Source organism: Tamlana crocina (genome assembly GCF_012037625.1).
In genome coordinates this window covers 1-445 of sequence record NZ_JAAVJS010000248.1, presented here as the reverse complement: position 1 = coordinate 445, position 445 = coordinate 1, and the positions used below count along the sequence as shown (strand labels likewise).

1 protein-coding gene is annotated in these 445 nt (G+C 40.9%); it reads right to left on the bottom strand.

What is annotated here, in order from left to right:
* Positions 1 to 156: 156 nt before the first annotated feature.
* The coding region (locus HC176_RS16550) for a universal stress protein (RefSeq protein WP_167920101.1) at positions 157 to 445 on the bottom strand (289 nt) is incomplete at its 5' end.

The window sequence follows — 445 nt, the reverse complement described above, 5'->3', positions numbered from 1 at the left end:
ATAGACCATTTCCTGCTAAGTTCACACCTTGTTGACAGACTAAAAAATGCAGGTGTGGACAAACATGTCCGCGGCTGGGAGAAAAGCAGCGATCATGCGCCGGTATGGATCGAGCTTGAGAAAGAAACAAAAAATTAAGAAAGCGCGCAGTTAATTCTATCCTACCGGCACAGCGAGGAGAGGAATATTTAACTCATCTATAAGATCTTTCTTCCTGTTGGTAGTGAAAATATTGTAAAGAAAACCTTTTCTCTTATGCCCTGCCACTACAAGATCTATCTTATGTTCTTCTACTTTTTGTTTGATCGCTTTGGCAATGGAACCTTCAATAAGCACTCCTTCGGCAGGTAGATCATATTTTTGTTTTATGTCTTCGGCACATTGCTGTACAAAGGCAGCTTCTTTTTTACGGTCTTCAGTCCTTTGGTCATAAATATACTGGGGG